Source organism: Sphingobacterium sp., assembly GCF_032065005.1.
In the GTDB taxonomy this organism is placed as follows: Bacteria; Bacteroidota; Bacteroidia; order Sphingobacteriales; family Sphingobacteriaceae; genus Sphingobacterium.
On record NZ_DAMBMM010000004.1, the window covers coordinates 392,365 to 410,067 of the forward strand.

A 17,703-nucleotide genomic window follows, 5' to 3' on the forward strand; every position below is an offset into this window, starting at 1 on the left:
GGTCAACAATTATTCTACTATGAATAAAGAAACACACAACATTTCCGTGGAACATAACACGGGCATCAGCAACTTAAACATGTTTGGCCAAGAGAAAATCAAGGTCACAGGAACGGTTAGTGATGCCAATGGGGTTCCTATTGCTGGTGTTTCTGTTCGCGTAAAGGGCACGAACTCGGCGACTGCAACCGATGAAAACGGAAATTATGAAATCGAATTGAACAAAGGCCAAACCCTGACCTTTGACAATATTGGTTTCACTTCGAAGGAAATCGTTGTCAATGCTGCTGGTACACAAAACATTGCATTGGACAGTAGCAGTGAGGATATCACCGAAGTGGTGGTCGTTGGTTATGGTAGTCAGCAGAAAAAGGACGTTACTGGATCGATTGCCGCTGTGTCCATGAAAAATGTAAAAGGACAGGCTATTGCTAGTCCTGACCAGGCATTAACGGGACAACTTTCGGGAGTACAGGTCAGCAATTCCAACGGTACTCCAGGAGGGGGACCAAGAATTCAGATCAGGGGAATTGGAGCAATTGGTGCTGGTAGTCAGCCGTTGTATGTTATTGATGGATTCCCGGTTCCTGGATCTTCCAGTGAAAGGGGAAATCCTTTGGCAACCATTAATCCCAATGATATTGAGTCGATGACTGTATTGAAGGATGCTTCTGCTACGGCAATCTATGGTTCTAGGGGTTCTAATGGGGTAATCTTGATCAATACCAAACGTGGTACGGATGGTAAGATGAGAATCGATGTGGCGGCAAGTTCCGGCCTTCAACAAGTCCCTCAGAAAGGTAGACCTAACCTGATGAATGCGGCAGAATTTGCGCAATTCAGGAAAGAGGCCATTGAGGATAAAATCAGGTTCGAAGAAGGAAGGGAACCCACAATAAATGATATCCCTGAAGAATATAGAAACCCTGCTGCATTGGGTGAAGGTGTGGATTGGTATGATGCAGTTACCCGGATCGCTCCGATGTCGGATATCAACGTGAATTTCTCTGGTGGTAATGAAAGCATTCGTTCTTTTGTTTCTGCAGGATATTTGAACCAGAAAGGCGTGATGTTGAACTCAGGCTTTGACCGTTTCTCCATCCGTGCGAATGTGGAAGGGAATTTTGCAAAGAAATTAAAATTAGGGATGAACATCAACCCTACCCTATCCTACATTGAAGGTGGAATCAATGGACAAGGAAGGGATGAATTCTTTGAAATCACGACTCCTGTCGCTAAAATATATAACGATGATGGCTCCTATGTTCCGTATATTCAATCTGCGGGAACTTTTGGGAACCCCAATCCTGTGATGTTCTTAAATGAGCGGACCAACAAAAGCTCCAAATTGAAACTATTGATGAGTACCTATGCTGAATATAGCTTTCTGGACAACCTAAAGTTCAAGACTACCTTCAACGTAGACTATCAAGATGAAAGTGGCGAGACCTTTAGACCTTCCACGCTACCTAATCAAAATGCCCCGGGTGCATCTATTCCTAGCGGAAGTTATGGAAGAGGCCAATACATCAACTGGGCAAATGAAAACACCTTAAACTACGATTACTCTTCAGATAACGGACATTCGATTTCTGCATTGGCTGGTTATTCCATCCAAATGCAAAAGAACAAGAATGCCAACTTCAACGGTGCCCAATTCCCAGATGATGACATTCAGACCTTGAATGCTGCAGCAAGAATAACCGGAGGAACAGGAATCGAAGACTGGGGATTGATATCCTATTTAGCTAGGGTTAACTACTCCTACCTAGATCGATATATCTTGACAGGGTCTTTCCGTGCTGATGGTTCCTCAAGATTTGGTAAGGACAATCGCTGGGGTTCTTTCCCATCGGTTGCAGTCGGTTGGCGATTATCCGAAGAAGCTTTCCTGAAAGATAAAGAGTGGATCGATGAGTTAAAACTGAGGGCTTCTTATGGACGTTCCGGTAACTTCAATATTGCCAATTATGCTTCTTTAAGTAGCATCGGTGCATCCAACTATATATTTGGAGGCGGATTGGCACCAGGCCGTGTGATGAACAGCCTTGGAAATAGCTTCCTAGGCTGGGAAAGGATGAAGGAGTTGAACATTGGTTTGGATTTCACGACATGGAATAACCGTTTGACTTTGACTGCCAACTATTATAAACGTAACACCTTAGATCTATTATTGAATACCCCAATCCCTAATTCATCAGGATTCGGGTCCGTGGTAGAAAATCGTGGTGATGTCGAAAACAAAGGTTTTGAGTTTTCAATCAGTTCAGCAAATATTGCCCGTGAAAACTTTACCTGGAATACCGACTTCAATATTTCCTTCAACCGCAACAAAGTCATTGCACTGGGCCGTAGTACAGACCCTATTTTCTCAGGACAGAGTTCGGAAGGAAACTTTACCAATATCACCGAAATCGGTCAACCGGTAGGTATGATCATCGGCTATGTGGTAGAAGGAATTTATCAAAATCAAGCAGATGTAGACAATAATCCAGCATTCCCAGGGGCTATCCCAGGGAACTTAAAAATGAAGGATGTGAATGGAGATGGCCAGATTACCCCGAACGATGACTTTGCGGTAATCGGTAACCCTTATCCTGACTTCAACTTTGGTATGACCAATACCTTGACTTATAAAGCATTCGATTTCCGAGTGATGATGGTCGGTTCAATGGGACAGGAAATGTTGCATGCAACCAGGTTCTATACAGACAACATCGACGGGGTATTCAATGTGCGTAAGGAGGTTGCTGATCGTTGGAGGTCAGAATCTAATCCAGGTAGTGGTCTGGTACCAACAACCAATGGTACTGGTAGAGGCCGTGTGATGTATCGTGATACCCATTCCCTATTTGTCCAAAAGACAGATTACTTATGGATCAAGAACATCACGATCGGTTATTCCCTACCTAAGAGCATTGGCGGAGTGTTAAACAACCTTAGGGTTTATGCCAACCTTCAGAATCCATTCTTATTTACGAATTATGATGGAAATCCAGAAGGCACGAACATAAACAGAGGGGATATAAGTCCGTTGGTACCAGGTATCGACTATTCGGCTTACCCTGTTCCAAAGATTTACACATTAGGGTTGAATTTCAATTTTTAAGACAAGGATTATGAAACTAAGATATATTCTATTAGGTCTAGGGTTATTGAGCATGAGCTCCTGCAATAAATTATTGGATGTAAAACCCTATACCTTTTCAAGTGGAGAGAACTATTATGAAAATGAAGGACAGATCCTTCGTGCAGTTAATGGTGCATACAGCAGGTTGCAGGTGCTCTATACGAGTGATTTCAATGCAATGACAGAGATGAGATCGGACAACACCAATTATCAATATGATGAAACGGACCGTGGCGTGCAGCAACGCGAAGAAATTGATGAATTCTTGATCACCTCTTCCAATAACTACGTGAATACCACCTGGGTAAACCTTTACGTTGCGATCCAACAATCCAACGCCATCATCAGCAGAATTGACCAAGTACAGTTCTCGGATGAAAAATTAAAGTTACAATACCTAGGAGAGGCGAAGTTTTTGAGAGCATTTTCGTACTTTCATTTAGTCAGACTTTTTGGAGAAGTTCCATTGCTGACAAAAGAGGTTGCAAATCCTTCGGATGCATTCTCTGATGGCAAGAAAGGAACAGTTGACGAAATTTATGCAGTCATTATCCAAGATGCTAAAGATGCCATCGCAAACTTACTTCCAACCTATGATAAAGGTAGCGTTGGAAGGGCGACCAAGGGTGCAGCTTATACCTTGTTAGGCGAAGTCTACCTAACGAGAAAGCAATACGCTGAGGCAGTAACCAATTTTCAAGAAGTAACCAAATTAGGCTATTCATTGATGCCAGATTATGCATCCTGTTTTAGTCCTAATTCAAAGAATAATGCAGAGTCAGTTTTTGAAGTACAGTTTGACCAATCAGTAGAAGGTGAAAACAGCAACTTCATATTCATGTTCGGCCCTAGAAATGCCAAGATGCAATTGGTCGGTTTCTCCGGAACCTTAGGCGGAAGCAACATTCCTACACCGAGCATATATAATGCCTATGAACAGGGAGATGCGCGTCGTGATAAGTCTATTCAAATGTTCAACGACCCTTCAAATGCAGCATTTCAAGAGTCAAAAGCATTTGGAGGTAGTATGCCATTTATCAAAAAGTACTATCACGCACCTTATATCGAGGATGGAAGATCGAATGAAAACTGGCCTATCTATCGCTATGCCCATGTGCTATTGATGTTGGCAGAGGCGCAGAACGAAGTCGGATCGGGAGATCCTTTGGCAAACCTGAATATCGTGAGAAAAAGAGCGGGATTGAAACCTTTGTCAGGACTAGCCAAAGACGCTTTGAGAACAGCCATCGCAAATGAAATAAGAGTTGAGGTCGCCTTTGAAAACCATAGGTGGTATCAACTTCTGAGAACTGGAAAAGCCATTGAAGTGATGACTGCACATGGTATCGAGGAGAAGAAAAGATTGACTCGACTAAGCAGTGCTTCATATAATATCCAACCGTTCAAACTCCTGTATCCGATTCCTCAGCGTGAGGTTCAGATCAATGGAATCAAACAGAATGAGGGTTGGTAGGCATTTTTAAGCTGTTATAAACTATATCAACATAAAAACCAAATGATAAAAACGAAAAGAGCACAATTGTATTTGTTTGCCTTGTTCCTGTTCATATTCGCAGGAGCATGTAAGCAAGAGAAGGAAAAGGAGGAGGTAAAAGAACCCAATCCTAAAACGGATAAAATAACATTGCCCGATGGCTTTGAAATCGAGCATATCTACAGCCCTTCTGATGACAAAAAAGGATCTTGGGTTTCCATGACTTTTGATGACAAAGGTCGTATGATAACATCGGATCAATTTGGTGGTCTATTCCGCGTTGAATTGCCCCCTCTTGGTTCAGATTCAACTGTTAAGCCGAAAATTGAAGCATTAGACTTCCCTATTGAAGGCCGTGACCCTAATGATACGACCAGCAATAAGGTAGGGATGGGCTTTGCGCAAGGTTTGCTATGGGCATATAACAGCTTATATGTGATGATCAACCACCGTCCTAATGAGAACCTTTCAAAAGGCTCTGGCCTATATAGACTTCAAGACACCAACAACGATGATAAATTAGATAAAATCACGCAATTGATGGAATTGGAAGGCGAAGGGGAACATGGACCGCACAGCATCGTGTTAGGACCAGATTCCATGATCTATGTGATCGCGGGTAACTTTACTAAAATCCCAAAAATGGACAATTACCGTTCATTACCAAACGATAAGGTGGACAATCTGATTCCTTATATCCTTGATACCCATGGACACGATGCGGATTCACATCTGAATGGTGGATGGATTGCTAAGACAGATTCAGAAGGAAAATCCTGGGACCTTATTGCATCGGGAATGCGTAATGGGTTTGACTTAGCCTTCAATAATGAAGGGGAGTTATTTACCTACGACTCCGATATGGAATGGGATTTCGGAATGCCTTGGTACCGTCCGACAAGGATTTTACATGTTCCTAGTGGTGGTGAATACGGCTGGAGAAAGGGGGATGCAAAATGGGACGAAAGATTCTTGGACAATCTTCCTGCGACGCTAAATATCGGTCAAGGTTCTCCTACAAACTTCATCAACCCTAGCCAAGCTAAGTTTCCTGATAAATATAGAAACAGCCTGTTCGCATTTGATTGGAGTTTCGGTATCATCTATGCCATCCAATTAGAACCAAATGGAGCTAGCTATACTGCGAAAGCGGAAGAATTCATCTCAGGTTCTCCACTACCTTTGACCGATGGAACAATTGGTCCCGATGGAAGTCTTTACTTCCTTACTGGTGGTAGACGTTTAGAATCTGACTTATACCGCGTATACCATAAAGACCGTGATAAGATCAATAATGAGGTCAAAAAAGCTGAGCCTAATGAATTGGTGAAATTGCGTAGAGAGATTGAGCAATACCACAGACCTTCTGCTGCAGGAACTGTGGATAAAGTTTGGGAATATTTAGGTCATGAGGATAGATTCATCCGTTATGCAGCACGTCTAGCAGTAGAACACCAACCATTTGACACCTGGAAAGACAAAGTTTTTGCAGAACGCAACGTGGTTAGATTGACTGAAGCGATGGTAGCGATGGCACATGTTGCTGATCCTTCCCTACAGCCTCAGATCATGAAAAAATTGGCCACTATTCCAGTTGAAAAGATTACACCGAAGATGTTGGAAAACCTGCTAAGGGTTTACGAAATTGTCATTGCCCGCATGGGAAAGGTCAATGATGCTGATGCAGCTGCCTTGGCTCAAAGGTTAGAACCTTTCTATCCTGCCAAATCCAACTATACCAACAGGGAACTGTCCAAAATCTTACTTGCCCTTAACAGTGAACCGGCAGTTAAGAAGACGCTTGACATTTTAGCCAATGCAAAAGATGACACTACCCAAACCAGCTTTATGAACTCTTCGGATTTAATCCTGAGAAATCCACAGTATGGATTGGACATTGCTGATATGTTGGCCAATATTCCACCTGCACAACAGATCTTCATGGCTACTGCATTGAGCAATACCAGTGTGGGTTGGACCCCCGAGCTACGTGAGCAATATTTCAATTGGTTCTACAAAGCTTTCGGCTATAAAGGAGGTAACAGTTACATCGGTTTTATTGACAACGCACGTAAAATGGCATTGAAAAACGTACCGAAAGACCAACTTGCCATGTACGGTAAGATGTCAGGAGATTCATTGATCAATGCTCAAGGAAATAGATTGGCTGAGAAAGTAGAGGGTCCGAAGGGTCCAGGAAGAGCATGGGAAATTGATTCGGCACTGAAGGTAGTGGATGAAAACACCGGTGTTCGCAATTTCAACCGCGGAAGAGAACTGTTCATTGCTGTTAAGTGTGGTTCCTGCCATACCATCAAAGGTGAAGGTGGTTCCGTAGGTCCTGATTTAACCCAATTAGGTACCCGTTTTTCTAAACGCGATATGTTAGAGGCGATCATCGAACCTAGTAAGGTGATTTCCGATCAGTATGAATCCAAAGTATTCAATCTGAAAGATGGAACGAATGTATTGGGCCGTTTGATGAGTGAGGATGAACACAATTATGTGATATCACAGAATCCTTATGCTCCTCAAGTGACCAAGACCATTGCGAAAAACACAGTTAAATCCATGAACCGTTCCGAGGTATCGATCATGCCTCCAGGTACATTGAATGTAATGAGTCCTGATGAGGTTAAGGATATCATGGCATACCTGATGTCCGGCGGTAATGAAAAAAGTGAAGTTTATAACAAAAAATAAGTAAGGCATTGGAAAACTCAAAGCAAGACTGGTTGAACAAAGTCTCCCATGTGACCCAAGTTGGAGGCATAGAAACTTCCATTTTGGATAATGGAAGGGGGAAAGGAACGCGAATAGCTTGGATCAATACGGGAGCAGGACTACGATTCAAGGTAGTCATCGACCGCGGTATGGACATAGCGGATGCTTCGTTCAATCAGTTTAACTTGAGTTGGCTGAGTCGCTTGGGCGTCACTGCTCCGCAGCCCTTCTCAGACAAGGGAATCGATTGGTTAAGAACCTTTGGAGGTGGATTACTGACGACCTGTGGGGTCACCCATGTTGGAGGTCCGGAACAAGATGAACATGGACAACGCGGCCTGCATGATCAATTCAGCAACAGCCCCGCAGAGCTCATATCCATCAAGCAGCCCGATCTAGCCAACGGCGATTACGAAATGTCCATTACTGGAAAAATATTTCAAGGCCATCCCCTAGGAGATAACATCGAGATTACGCGCACAATACGATGCATTCTAGGTCATCCAACCATTTATTTGGATGATGAGATTCAGAATATCGGTAATATCTATTCTTCCCATATGATTTTATACCATTTCAACTTTGGGTGGCCTTTCATTGATGCGGGAACCAAACTGCTCTGGAAAGGAGCTTGGCAATCTCGCGAAACCGGCGCAGACAACAAGATTTTCAAAGAAGGACAAGACTTCCGAACCTGTCAAGAACCAAGGGAAGACCACAGTGGTTCAGGGGAAGAAGCAGCATTGATAGATGTAGATAGTGATGAGCAAGGCCAAGTAGACTGTGGAATCTTCAATGAGAAATTAGGCTTTGCCTTAAAATTAAGCTTCAACAAGAAGCAGCTGCCGTGGTTGACCAATTGGCAACATTGGGGCAGAGGTGAATATGTAACAGGTCTGGAACCTGGTACCAACCCCCCTCTCGGGCAGAAACTGATGCGCGAACGAGGGGAATTAATCCAATTGAAACCCGGAGAAAAGCGGAAATATAACTTAGAAATCAGTATATTGAATAACCCCGACTCCATTACGGAATTTGTAAACAAGTATATAAACCTATAAAAATAATTAGAATGGAAATCATTGAAAAGGCATTCGAACAAGGCAAAGGAATATTGAGATTAGCACCTAACTGGGTGCCGAGATCTTTTTGTGTACCAGGCAGAAGGATAAAACTTCACCCCGATGACTACTATGTATTAGGCGGTGAACGTGGCGGTATTGATGAACGTTGGTTTTCATCGACCACTCCTGCGAAGAATGGTCCTTTGACGGGTGAATTTGAAGGATTGAGTTTTGTAGTATATGAAGAGAATGGCAAAACAGAACAGGTTTTATTAGCTGACTGCGTTGACCATTTAAAAGGAAAATTAATTGGTGACCGTCTTTGGGATGAATACCAAAGCTGGCCTATGTATTCCAAGTTCTTTGATAACATGGGACCACTACCCCACCACATCCACCACAATGATGAAAAAGCGGCGCTGATCGACCAACAAGGTAAACCAGAGGCATATTATTTCCCACCACAGTTAAACAACCATGGCGGTGATTTCCCGTACACCTTTATGGGAATTGCTCCAGGAACTCCGAAAGAGACTATCAAAGAATGTCTGGAGAACTTTGCCAAGGGTGACAACAAGATCACCAATTACTCCCAGGCCTACCGCTTGGAACCGGGTACCGGATGGGATGTCCCTCCTGGCTTATTGCATGCTCCAGGTAGCTTATGTACCTATGAGCCGCAAAAGGCTTCAGATGTATTTGCGATGTACCAATCCTTGGTGAATGAAGCAATCATCCCTGAAGAGTTATTGTGGAAAGGTGTGCCTGAAAACATGAAAGGCGATTATGATGCTTTGATGGATATCATTGACTGGGATCTGAACGTTGATCCGGATATGATGAAAAATAGATTTATGGCTCCCCTACCTGTAAAGGATGAAAAAGAGATGGAAAGCCAAGGCTATTCAGAAAAATGGGTATGCTATAAATCAACTGCTTTCAGTGCCAAAGAATTAACGGTATTCCCTGGACAAACCGTAACCATTACAGATGGTGCAGCTTATGGATTGATCATGATGCAGGGATATGGCAAGATGAATGATTGGACCATCGAAACACCAGCCCTGATCCGTTATGGACAACTGACTTTTGATGAATACTTTGTATCTGAAGAAGCCGCAAAAAGAGGAGTAACCATTCAGAACCATTCTACAACAGATCCGATCGTGATGTTAAAGCATTTCGGCCCAGACAATCCGGATTTGGTAATAAAAGGTTAATTAATGAATAAATAAACGTAGTTATGAGCAAGAACAATTTCCCAAAATTACACAATGCTACATGGCCAGGCATTGTTGGAAAAGGAGACCACGAACCCATCATTTCTTTGGATGAGTTATTGGAAAAAACAGCAAAAGCAGAAGTAAACGGCGTAAAATTCGATGGTGTTGACTTAGGATTATTTGATCCACATGTTAAGTTGGACACTTCGGACGACCATATAAAATCAGTGGTAGACAAGATTGGAGGAACCTATGGTCTAGCTATAGGTACGCTAGTTGCCCCTATCTGGCCTCCCGATGGTGGTTCAGCAATGGGCTCACAAGCAGACAGAGACCGCTTTGTAGAAGTGGTAAGAAAAGCTGCTGAGTTTGGATATAAACTAAGAAAAGAAGGAATCCGAACCAATAATGTAATCCGTGTGGACTCAGCGAGCAGTGTAGAGGAATGGGCGAAGAACCCAACGGAAAACACCAAATTAATTGCGGATACCTTCCGTAGAGCATGTGATGCTGCGGCAGAATATGGCGAGCGCCTAGCAGCTGAAGGTGAAATCTGCTGGGGTGGTATGCAAAGCTGGAAAACCATGCTGGAAACCCTAGAGATGGTAGATCGTGATAATATGGGCTTCCAAGCCGACATGTCCCATACTTTTCTTTATCTATTGGGCTATAACGCACCTGAAGACCGCATCTTAAAACCTGATTTCCAATGGGATGACCGTGAAGAATTGGAACGAGGACTTAAGTTCCTGACTTCAAAACTACGCCCTTGGACCATCGACTTCCACGTTGCCCAAAATGATGGAACCGTATTCGGATCAGGATCACACGATAAAACCGGAAGGCACTGTTTACCGACAGACCCTAACGGCCGTTTGGATATCGCTAAGGATGCTGGCTTCTGGATGAAGGATGAAAATGGCAATCCGACCAAAGCCTTCAACCATATCTGTTGGGATGGATGTATGTTCCCGAATGAGGTCATGCACAAACAAGAAACCTGGGATTCGATCTTGAAAACCTTGATCGAGGTTCGCGAGGTAAATGGATGGTCGGAGTAATCTTCAAAAGAAAAAATCATGAGCAAAAAAGAATTAAGAATTGGATTAATAGGATGTGGATTCATGGGAAGAACCCATTCTAATGGATATAAACGCGTGCCTAATTTCTTTCCAGACTTGGAATATACACCTGTCCTAAAGGCTGTATGTTCACGCAGTGAAGCCAAAGTGAAAGCCTTTGCGGAGCAGTGGGGCTATGAATCCTACGAGACCGATTGGAAGAAACTGATCGCTAGGGATGATATCGATGCAGTAGACATCTGTACCCCAAACAATATGCATATGGAAATCGCTGTTGCTGCAGCAGCTGCCGGTAAAATGGTGCTCTGCGAAAAACCGCTTTCCAGAACTTTGGAAGAAGGTGAGAAAATGGTAGAAGCCGTAGAATCCAATAAGGTAAAAAATACCATTTGGTACAATTACCGCCGTTTACCTGCCGTTACACTGGCTAAACAGATCGTCGACAGCGGCAAGCTAGGCAAGATCTTCCACTATCGCAGTAACTTCCTTCAGGATTGGACCATCAACGAGAACCTTCCACAGGGAGGTGCCGCATTTTGGAGAATGGATGCAGATGCTGCGGGTTCCGGAGTTACCGGTGACCTATTGGCACACTGTATTGATTTAGCGATGTGGATCAATGGAGGTATCAAGGATGTATCGGCCATGACGGAAATCTTCGTGAAGCAGCGTATGCATGAAGAGACCGGTAAAATGGAAGATGTCAAGATCGATGATGCCTGTATATTCCATTGTCATTTTGATAATGAGTCATTAGGACTGTTTGAATCTACGCGCTATGCACGTGGTCACAAAGCCTTGTTTACCTTTGAGATCAATGGTGAGAAGGGATCCTTAAAATGGGATTTGCATGATATGAACCGACTGGAATACTTTAACAATGCCGATGATTCCATCGTCAAGGGATGGCGCTCAATCCATGTTACAGATGGCGACCAACCCTATATGGATAAGTGGTGGGTTCCAGGTCTGTCTTTGGGATACGAACATTCCTTTGTACACCAAGTAGCAGATTTTTTACAAACCCTGGAAACAGGCGAAGAATGCCACCCAACTTTTAGGGATGCACTGGAAACACAGAAGGTCTGCGAGGCTGTCATCAACTCTGCAAAAAACAGAAAATGGGAAGATACCCATGTAGAGTGGAAGAACAAATAAGCATTAGAGAAATCCATTATGAAAAAATTATTCAAATATAGCTGTATCTACCTCAGTGCTACTATTTTACTAGGTTCTTGCAATGGAACCAATGCAGAACAAAACAACAAACAGGACAGTGCAGCTACGGATACCATAGGGTTAGAAGACGGTTATATCGCGATGTTTGAGCGCAATTCCCTATCCGGTTGGGAAGGTGACACGACCTATTGGAAAATGGAAAACGGGATCCTTTCAGGCGAGATCAGGGAGGACCAAGAGCCATTAAAAAACAATACATTTTTGATCTGGAACGGCGGTGATGTTGCTGACTTTTCGCTGAAAACTAAATTTAAAATTTCCGAAAATGGAAATAGTGGTGTAAATTACAGAAGCGATCGTTTCACAGAGGTGCCGAATGCCCTAAGAGGTTATCAGGCAGACATTGATGGAAAGAATAATTACACTGGTCAAAACTATGAGGAACGAAAGCGAACAACCTTAGCATACCGTGGTCAGCGAACTGAAATATTGAACCCTGCAGATGGAAATAAAGGCGAGTCGAAAGGCAATGCCTGGACAAACATGAAGGTAATCGATTCAGTAGCTACCGATGAACAATTAAAGACCCTAGTAAAACCCAATGATTGGAATGAACTGGAAATCGTTGCTGAAGGCAATAAATTAACACATTTTATCAATGGAAAGGTAATCGCTGAGGTGATTGACAATGATCCTGAAAACCGCAAGGAGAAAGGATTGATTGGTGTTCAAGTGCATGTTGGTCCACCAATGAAAGTAGAGTACAAAGACATGCAGATAAAAGTTTTAAAGTAATTATAATATAAACCGCAATATGGAATGGAAAGAACAAGTGAGAAATACCTTATTCGAACTGCTGACCGCAGAGGAGAAAAGCTATTTAGAGGAATGTGAAAGAAATATTGCAGATAATTATTCTACAAGTTTTGTAAGGATATTTTCCTCATTGAGCAGGAAATTAAATACCAGCAAGGATAAAACAGTAAGTATGGTCCAAGAGGATAGCAATCCGCTGATTGTTGACCATTGGACCGTACTTAGACTTGCAAGAGTTTACCTATTGGGTTTGATCGAAGATCAGCAAGAACCCTATTTTACCTTTATCGAGAAGCTGTTCAACTATGCAGACATGCAGGAGCTAGAGGCCCTGTATTCGGCTTTGAACATCTTCCAGTTCCCAAGAATCTGGATCGACCGTTGCCAAGAGGGTATTCGGAATAATATTGGGCTGGTTCAAGGCGCTATCATGGAGCAGAATAAGTTTCCTGCTACCTATCTAAATGAAGAGGCCTGGAACCAAATGATTTTAAAAAGCTTTTTTACCGGCAAGGACATCGAGAAGATCTACGGTCTGTACGACCGCAACAATATCCATCTTGCAAACTCCATTGTCGACTATATTTATGAACGCGATTCTGCCAATCGAGAGATACATCCCATGTTATGGGTTTTGGCGAAGGATCACTTACCTCCTCGCGCTAAAGAAATCTTGAAGCAGCAAAACAATAGCCCAGAATTATTAGAGAAAAATTAAAAACAGACAGGAATGTGCACAGAATTAAATAGAGACCTGGCAAGCATGGGGAAACCAATGCCGCTAGACTTTGAATTAATTAAAGGGATGAAATTTGTGGACCCACATATTCATATGGTTTCACGAACGACGGATGATTACCAAGCGCTGTTTGATGCGGGAGTCCTATTACTGATCGAACCCGCTTTTTGGGTTGGACAGCCTAGAACTGGAATAGATACCTTTAAAGATTATTATAGTAGCCTGATTGGTTGGGAAAGATTTAGAGCTTCCCAATTTGGTATAAGACACTTCTGTACCATTGGGCTCAATTCTAGAGAAGCTAACAATGAAGCTTTAGCAGAACAAGTCATGGAATTACTTCCTCATTTCATTTACAAGGAAGGGGTTCTCGGAATTGGAGAAATTGGTTTCGATGACCAGACTCCTGCTGAAGATAAATATTATAGAGCTCAACTTGAGCTTGCTAAAGAAGCTGGACTTCCCGTTCAGGTTCATACCCCACACCGCGATAAAACACGTGGTACGACCCGAAGTATGGATATTGCCATTGAACATGGCCTCGATCCCCAAACGGTGATCATTGACCATAACTCCGAAGAAACGGTAAAAGAAGTATTGGACCGTGGCTTTTACGCCGGCTTTACCATTTATCCATTTACCAAGATGGGAAATGAACGCATGGTGGACATCGTGAAGGAATACGGCTCGGAAAGGATCATGGTCAATTCAGCAGCTGATTGGGGAATTTCAGACCCCTTGGCGGTTCCTAAAACTGCTGCCCTGATGCTGCAATATGGTGTTTCCAGAGAAGATGTGGAAAAGGTGACCTATCAGAATGCATTGGATGCCTTCCAAGTCAGCAAGCATCTTGACCTAAGCACTTTGGACAAGACCTTATTTGCAGATCCGAATGAGAAATTTGAAGGTAATACAATCCTTCGGGGTGGTCAACAACCTAGGTTAAATAAGGATTCTATTATTATTTCTTAATACCGTTGCGTATGTTGAAACCATGGATCCAAATCATCAGGCCGTCCAATGTTTTAACAGCCATATCTGATGTTTTAGCTGGTGTCGCTTTAGCCTGCTTGTTTCTGCAACAAGATTTGCCGCAGGTCAATCCATTGATCTGGATTACCATTTCCAGTATGTTGCTATATACTGGGGGCATAGTCTTCAATGATGTGTTTGATGCTGCACTGGATAAAGTGGAGCGTCCGGAACGACCTATCCCTTCGGGCAGGATAAAAAAATCCGCTGCCAGTATCTTGGGTACATTAGCCTTTGCAATTGGATGCTTTTTGGCCTTTCAGGTCAATATGACGGCATTCTATATTTCATTGGCCATCGTCCTGATGTGCCTACTGTACAATGGTCAAGCAAAACATCATTTTTTAGCCGGCCCAATCGTCATGGGAGGCTGTAGAGGTCTGAACCTATTATTGGGAATGGCCGTTTTACCAGATTCATTGAGCTACTGGTACATTGCCATCATCCCGATTATCTATATCGCTTCAGTAACAAACATAAGCCGTGGAGAAGTATATGGCAGCAACAAAACAGCCTTACTGGTATCCATAGGTCTATATTCTATTGTTATCTTAACACTCCTTTATTTCACCTACAGCAGCAAGAATTACTTGGCCCTGGTCTTTATCCTGCTTTTCAGTCTTATGATCGGTTCGCCGGTTTCCAAAGCCTTGAAAACCTTACAGCCACAGGATGTCAGGAAAGCCGTGAAATTTGGAGTGCTCGCACTGATTTTAATGAATGCTAGCTGGATTGCCATTGCTGGCCATTGGCTGTTAGCATTGGCCGTATGTGCCATATTACCGGTTTCGATCTTCTTAGCCAAGAAATTTGCCGTAACCTAAACCCTATTTAGAATGGAACGTGTATTAGAACAAAAATTCACTATTGAATATCAATATAACATCTTTTTCACCAAAGGTCTTTTCACTGTAGGCAATAACCTATTAAAGGACTTTCTAGCCAAGAACAGCAATCCCGGTTTCAAACAGAAGATCCTGTTTGTCATTGATGCTGGATTTATGGATAAACATCCCGGTCTGACAGAACAGATCTTTATCTATTTTATGGAAATGGAAGATTTTTTCCTGGCGAGTGAACCTTTGGTCATTCCCGGTGGTGAAATCTGCAAGAATGACACAAGCTGCTTAGACGCCATTATCCAGGCAGTGGACCAATACGGTATAGATAGACATTCCTATGTGATCGGCATTGGCGGTGGAGCAATTTTAGACCTTGTTGGCTATGCTGCTGCGATCTCACACCGTGGGATCAAGCATGTCCGTATTCCAACTACGGTCCTATCTCAAAATGACTCTGGAGTTGGAGTTAAAAACTCCGTAAACTATAAAGGGAAAAAGAACTTTTTAGGAACTTTTACACCAGCAAAGGCTGTTTTCAATGATTATGAATTCTTGCAAACTCTAGACGAAAGGTCTTGGGTTGCGGGGGTATCGGAGGCTATAAAAGTGGCCCTGATCAAGGATTTATCTTTCTATGAATGGATAGAAAAAAATGCCAGCAAGATCAAGGAAAGGAATTCCGAAGAAATGGAAGATTTGATCTACCGATGTGCCGATAAGCACCTAGAACATATCCGTAATGGAGATCCATTCGAATTAGGTTCTTCAAGACCATTGGATTTTGGCCATTGGAGTGCCCATAAATTGGAACAGATGACCGACTTCCAAGTGTTGCATGGCGAAGCTGTTGCCATTGGAATCGCCATGGACGTTTTATATTCTTATTTAATTGGCAATATTTCAGAAGAAGAGGCTACTCGAGTAGTCAGCTTGATCCGCAATCTTGGACTTCCGATTTATCACCCCATCCTAGATTCCGAAGAGGCGAGGTTTATTTTACTATCAGGTTTGCTGGATTTTCAAGAGCATCTTGGCGGAAAATTGACCGTGGTCCTTTTGGAAAAAATGGGAAAAGGCAAAGATTATCACCAATTAGATTATGACCTGATTATCCAAGCTATGGATTTCCTAAAGAACTTTAGCCAAAATCAAAACCCTTTCTATGAAGCTAGCTAATTCACATCTTTCTTATTGTAGCAATATCCATCCTGGCGAAGCCTGGAAAGACCATTTTCAAGAGCTAAAAGACAATCTACCGAAGATAAAAGCGGCCGTATCTGCTGAACAGGACTTTGGATTGGGATTGCGACTTTCCGCTCAAGCAGCCAAAGAACTAAGTCAGCCGCAAGCTTTAAAAGATTTTCAGGATTGGTTGAAACAGAACCATATCTACATCTTCACCATGAATGGGTTCCCTTATGGTGATTTCCATATCAAGGAGGTCAAGGACAAAGTGCATGCACCGGATTGGACAAGCACAGAACGCTTTGAATATACCAAGAACCTTTTCGATATCTTAGCTCAATTATTACCAGAAGGCCAGGAAGGTGGAATCTCCACTTCGCCTCTATCCTACCGTTTTTGGCATGAACAGCACACCCCGGAATGGCAACAAAAGCGGGATATCTGTACAAAACATATTCTCTTGATTGCTGAGCACCTATATCAAAAAGAAGTGAACAGCTCTGTTTATATGCACTTGGATATCGAACCTGAACCCGATGGTATGTTGGAGGATTCAAGGGAATTTATCGCTTGGTACAGCCAAGAGTTGATCCCAATGGCCAGCGAGTTCTTTAAGGAAAAATATAAACTGGATGAAGACCAAGCCAAGGCAATCATCAATCGTTATATCTGTCTATGTTATGATGTCTGCCATTTTGCCCTGGAATATGAAGACCATCAACAGAGCATGGATGAATTGGAAAAACTGAACATCAAAATTGGCAAATTCCAAGTCAGTTCAGCCTTAAAAGTAGCACTTTCGGAGGATCCAGATAAAAGAGCCATCCAAAAAAACAAGCTGAAAGAATTTAATGAGCCGATCTATTTACATCAGGTCATTGCAAAAGACAGCGAGGGTAACCTGATCAAATATAAGGATCTTCCTGACGCATTAAATGACAGCAATGATGAAAACCATGTGGAATGGAGAAGCCATTTTCATGTCCCTATCTTTTTGGAAAGTTATGGTGAGCTGGATTCTACCCAAGGGGATATCTTAAAGGTCATTGAACTGCATAAAGAAAAGCAAAGAACAAATCATATCGAGGTAGAGACATATACCTGGGGCGTATTGCCAAAATCCTTGCAGGCTCCAATTGAAGAGTCAATTGCAAGGGAACTGAATTGGTTATTGAATAAATTAAGGAATTAA

The 17,703-nt window shown here is 42.7% G+C and carries 13 protein-coding genes; all 13 read left to right on the top strand.

Translation table 11 applies throughout. From position 1 onward, the window contains the following. Positions 1–19 precede the first annotated feature (19 nt). From RT138_RS09095 to eboE, 13 genes are read left to right on the top strand one after another with little or no spacing between them, the layout of a single operon-like run. Positions 20–3,109 carry a TonB-dependent receptor gene (locus tag RT138_RS09095; RefSeq protein ID WP_313190418.1) on the top strand — a complete coding sequence of 1,030 codons (3,090 nt, stop codon included), beginning with the start codon at positions 20–22 and terminating at the stop codon, positions 3,107–3,109. Positions 3,110–3,119: 10 nt separating this feature from the next. Further along, entirely contained in the window at positions 3,120–4,604 is a 1,485-nt protein-coding gene (locus RT138_RS09100) for a RagB/SusD family nutrient uptake outer membrane protein (protein WP_313190419.1), read from the top strand. Between the two features lie 42 nt (positions 4,605–4,646). Next, positions 4,647–7,328 (top strand): c-type cytochrome, encoded by a 2,682-nt coding sequence (locus tag RT138_RS09105; RefSeq protein WP_313190420.1) that lies wholly within the window; start codon positions 4,647–4,649, stop codon positions 7,326–7,328. Positions 7,329–7,336: 8 nt separating this feature from the next. Next, positions 7,337–8,410, top strand: a complete 1,074-nt coding sequence (locus tag RT138_RS09110) for an aldose 1-epimerase family protein (RefSeq protein WP_313190421.1) — start codon at positions 7,337–7,339, stop codon at positions 8,408–8,410. A gap of 11 nt (positions 8,411–8,421) precedes the next feature. Next, complete coding sequence (locus RT138_RS09115) at positions 8,422–9,633, top strand: hypothetical protein (protein WP_313190422.1); 1,212 nt, start codon at positions 8,422–8,424, stop codon at positions 9,631–9,633. Between the two features lie 23 nt (positions 9,634–9,656). Beyond that, entirely contained in the window at positions 9,657–10,697 is a 1,041-nt protein-coding gene (locus tag RT138_RS09120; RefSeq protein WP_185210995.1) for a sugar phosphate isomerase/epimerase, read from the top strand. Between the two features lie 18 nt (positions 10,698–10,715). Beyond that, positions 10,716–11,876 carry a Gfo/Idh/MocA family oxidoreductase gene (locus tag RT138_RS09125; RefSeq protein WP_313190423.1) on the top strand — a complete coding sequence of 387 codons (1,161 nt, stop codon included), beginning with the start codon at positions 10,716–10,718 and terminating at the stop codon, positions 11,874–11,876. Positions 11,877–11,894: 18 nt separating this feature from the next. Next, positions 11,895–12,692, top strand: a complete 798-nt coding sequence (locus tag RT138_RS09130) for a DUF1080 domain-containing protein (RefSeq protein WP_313190424.1) — start codon at positions 11,895–11,897, stop codon at positions 12,690–12,692. Positions 12,693–12,711: 19 nt separating this feature from the next. Continuing rightward, positions 12,712–13,431, top strand: a complete 720-nt coding sequence (locus tag RT138_RS09135) for an EboA domain-containing protein (RefSeq protein WP_313190425.1) — start codon at positions 12,712–12,714, stop codon at positions 13,429–13,431. 12 nt (positions 13,432–13,443) lie between these two features. Beyond that, entirely contained in the window at positions 13,444–14,424 is a 981-nt protein-coding gene (locus tag RT138_RS09140; protein ID WP_313190426.1) for a TatD family hydrolase, read from the top strand. An 11-nt stretch (positions 14,425–14,435) separates the two neighbouring features. Continuing rightward, positions 14,436–15,308: a UbiA-like protein EboC gene (gene eboC / locus RT138_RS09145; RefSeq protein ID WP_313190427.1), complete on the top strand. Its 873-nt coding sequence runs from the start codon at positions 14,436–14,438 to the stop codon at positions 15,306–15,308. Positions 15,309–15,320: 12 nt separating this feature from the next. Beyond that, positions 15,321–16,502 carry a 3-dehydroquinate synthase gene (locus RT138_RS09150; protein ID WP_313190428.1) on the top strand — a complete coding sequence of 394 codons (1,182 nt, stop codon included), beginning with the start codon at positions 15,321–15,323 and terminating at the stop codon, positions 16,500–16,502. Beyond that, complete coding sequence (gene eboE, locus RT138_RS09155; RefSeq protein ID WP_313190429.1) at positions 16,489–17,703, top strand: metabolite traffic protein EboE; 1,215 nt, start codon at positions 16,489–16,491, stop codon at positions 17,701–17,703. The genes RT138_RS09150 and eboE overlap by 14 nt, the downstream gene beginning before the upstream one ends.